At 72.5% G+C, this 2,708-nt stretch carries 3 protein-coding genes; all 3 read right to left on the bottom strand.

The window, feature by feature from the left end; all coding sequences use genetic code 11:
• Positions 1 to 287, bottom strand: a 287-nt coding sequence (locus tag HW578_RS25205) for a glycosyltransferase (protein WP_198373446.1), incomplete at its 3' end; no start/stop codon positions are given.
• Positions 284 to 1,462, bottom strand: coding sequence for an FtsW/RodA/SpoVE family cell cycle protein (locus tag HW578_RS25200; RefSeq protein WP_198373445.1), 1,179 nt, complete (start codon positions 1,460 to 1,462; stop codon positions 284 to 286). The genes HW578_RS25205 and HW578_RS25200, both read right to left, overlap by 4 nt.
• Positions 1,462 to 2,708 (bottom strand): UDP-N-acetylmuramoyl-L-alanine--D-glutamate ligase (gene murD / locus HW578_RS25195; RefSeq protein ID WP_198373444.1); only part of this gene is annotated, 1,247 nt, incomplete at its 5' end. The genes murD and HW578_RS25200, both read right to left, overlap by 1 nt.

Below are 2,708 nucleotides of genomic sequence, written 5' to 3'. Positions count from 1 at the left end.
CGCAGCGCCGCGAGATGCCGCCGCGCCTGCGCCGTGCCCGCCACCAGCGCCATCGCGCCCGCCGCCGCGCCGCGGATGCCGCGCCCGGACAGGCCCGCACCGCGCAGCACGAAGCGCTCGGCATTGGCGAAGGCCGCACTGTCATAGGCGGCGGAGCGCGCATCGGTCATCAGCGCGATGCGCTCGCCGCGGCGCAGCAGTTCCGCCGCCAGCGCCTCGGCCGGGAACAGGTGCCCGCCCGTGCCGCCGGCGGCGATGACGATGGGCTGCACGGCGGGGCCTCTCACCGCGCCCCTCCCGCCGCCATCGCGACGGGGGCCTGGCCTGGTTCGGCATCCGCGCCGGCGCGCGATCCGGTGCGCCGGCGCGTCAGCGCCAGCAGCATGCCCATGCCCATCGCGATCGCCAGCACGGACGACCCGCCATAGGAGACGAAGGGCAGCGTCATGCCCTTGGTCGGGATCAGGTGCAGCGTGGAGGCCATGTTGACGAAGGCCTGCAGGCCGAACTGCGTGAGCAGCCCTGTGCCCGCCAGCATGACGAAGAGGTCCGTCTCGCCCAGCAGCCGCATCAGCCCGCGCACCACGATGAAGGCGAACAGCGCCAGGATGACCAGGCAGAGCACCATGCCGAATTCCTCGCCCGCCACGGCGAAGACGAAGTCGGCATGCGCGTCGGGCAGCACGTTCTTCACGCGCCCCTCGCCGGGGCCGCGGCCGAGCAGCCCGCCATTGGCGAAGGCCTCGAGCGCGACGCTCACCTGGTAGGAATCGCCCGAGGACGGATCCAGGAAGCGGTGCACGCGCGACTGGACGTGCGGGAAGATCAGGTAGGCGCCGACGGCCCCCGCGATGCCGATCCCGCCCACGACACCCACCAGGAACAGGTTCATGCCGGCGACGAAGAACTGCGCGAAGAACACGGCCGAGACCACCAGCAGCATGCCGATGTCGGGCTGCCCCTTCAGGATCGCCGCCACCACCAGGAACAGCCCGAGCGCTATCGAAGCACCCCAGACCTTCGAACCCGGCAGCTTGCCTTCGGCGATCAGCCAGCCGGCGACCACCGCGAAGAAGGGCTTGAGGAATTCCGAGGGCTGCAGCGACAGGCCCGGGATTGGCAGCCAGCGCCGCGCTCCCTTGATCTCCACGCCCACCACCAGCGTCGCCGCCGTCAGCACCAGCGCCGCCGCGAAGCCGAGCAGCGCGAGGCGCCGCACGCCTTTCACCGAGAGCAGCGACACCGCGACCATCAGCCCCGCGGCCATCGCGAGATACGCGACCTGCTTGATGAAGAACATGTGGCGGGAGGAGGCGCCGATGCGCTCCGCCACCGCCGGCGATGCCGCCAGCATCATCACGTAGCCGAAGGCGATCAGCGTCAGCAGCGCCGCCAGCGTCCAGCGGTCCACGGTCCACCACCAGCGGCCCAGGACGGAGGTGTCGGCGCGCGTGAAGGCCATCAGGCGGCCCTTCCATTGGTGGCGGTGAGCGCGCGCGCGAGGTCGCGGAAGCGGTCCCCGCGCGCGTCGAATCCGCTGAACTGGTCCCACGAGGCGCAGGCCGGGGAGAGCAGCACGACCGGCGCCGCGCCGCCGAAGGCCGCAGCGGCCGCGGCCGGCACCGCGGCATCGAGCGTGCCGGTGATCTCGTGCGGTACGCCGTGCGCCGCCAGCGTGCGCGCCAGCACCGGGGCATCGCGGCCGATCAGGAAGGCGCGGGCGATGCGCGGGAAGAAGGGCGCCAGGCTCTCGATCCCGCCCTCCTTCGCCTCGCCGCCGGCGATCCAGACGACGCGATCGTAGGAAGCCAGCGCGCGCGCCGCGCTGTCGGCATTGGTCGCCTTGCTGTCGTTGACGAAGACCACGCCCTCAGACTCGGCAACACGCTCGAGGCGATGCGGCAGGCCGCCGAAGTTCACGAGGCCGCCGGCGATCTCGCTGCGCGTCAGGCCGAGTGCGCGGCAGGCCGCCGCCGCCGCCGCCGCGTTCTGCGCATTATGGGTGCCGGGCAGCGCCGGCGCCTCGCGCAGGTCCAGGATCGCGCCGCCATCGTCGCGCAGCATCCGCCCCTCGGCCCAGACGCCGCCGGGCTGCGGCGAAAGACCCGACACCGGCACGATCCGCGCCGCGATTCCGCCGGCCATCGCCGCGGTCATTGCGTCGTCCTGGCCCAGCACCGCGACATCGTCCGGCGACTGCCGCGCGAAGATTCGCGCCTTCGCAGCGGCATAGCCGGCCATGTCGCCATGGCGGTCGAGGTGATCCGGGCTGAGGTTCAGCATGACAGCCACGTTGAAGCGCAGCGTGGCGATTCGCTCCAACATGTAGGACGACATTTCGAGGGTATAGACCCCTTCTGACCCCAAGATGTTGAGAGAGAGGGCCGGCGGGCCGAGATTGCCCCCGACCTCCGCCTCGCGCCCGGCCTGCGTCAGCAGGTGGTGGATCAGCGCCGTGGTGGTGGACTTGCCGTTGGTGCCCGTCACGCCCACGAAGCGCGCGCGCGACTGCGCGGCGAGCACCGCGCGGTAGAGGAATTCCACGTCGCACAGGATCGGCGCGCCGGCCGCGCGCGCGGCATCGGCGGCCGGGTGCGCGCGCGGCAGCAGGTGCGCGATGCCCGGCGAGAGCAGCAGCGCATCGGCGCGGAATCGCCCCTCGGCCGGGTCGCGTAGCGTGAGCCCCGCGGCGGCGCCGGCACAGCGCT

It is taken from the genome of Roseomonas rosulenta, from assembly GCF_016106005.1.
In the GTDB taxonomy this organism is placed as follows: domain Bacteria; phylum Pseudomonadota; class Alphaproteobacteria; order Acetobacterales; family Acetobacteraceae; genus Neoroseomonas; species Neoroseomonas rosulenta.
Note: the sequence above shows the minus strand (reverse complement) of the source record. Positions and strands in the feature narration are given on the sequence as shown.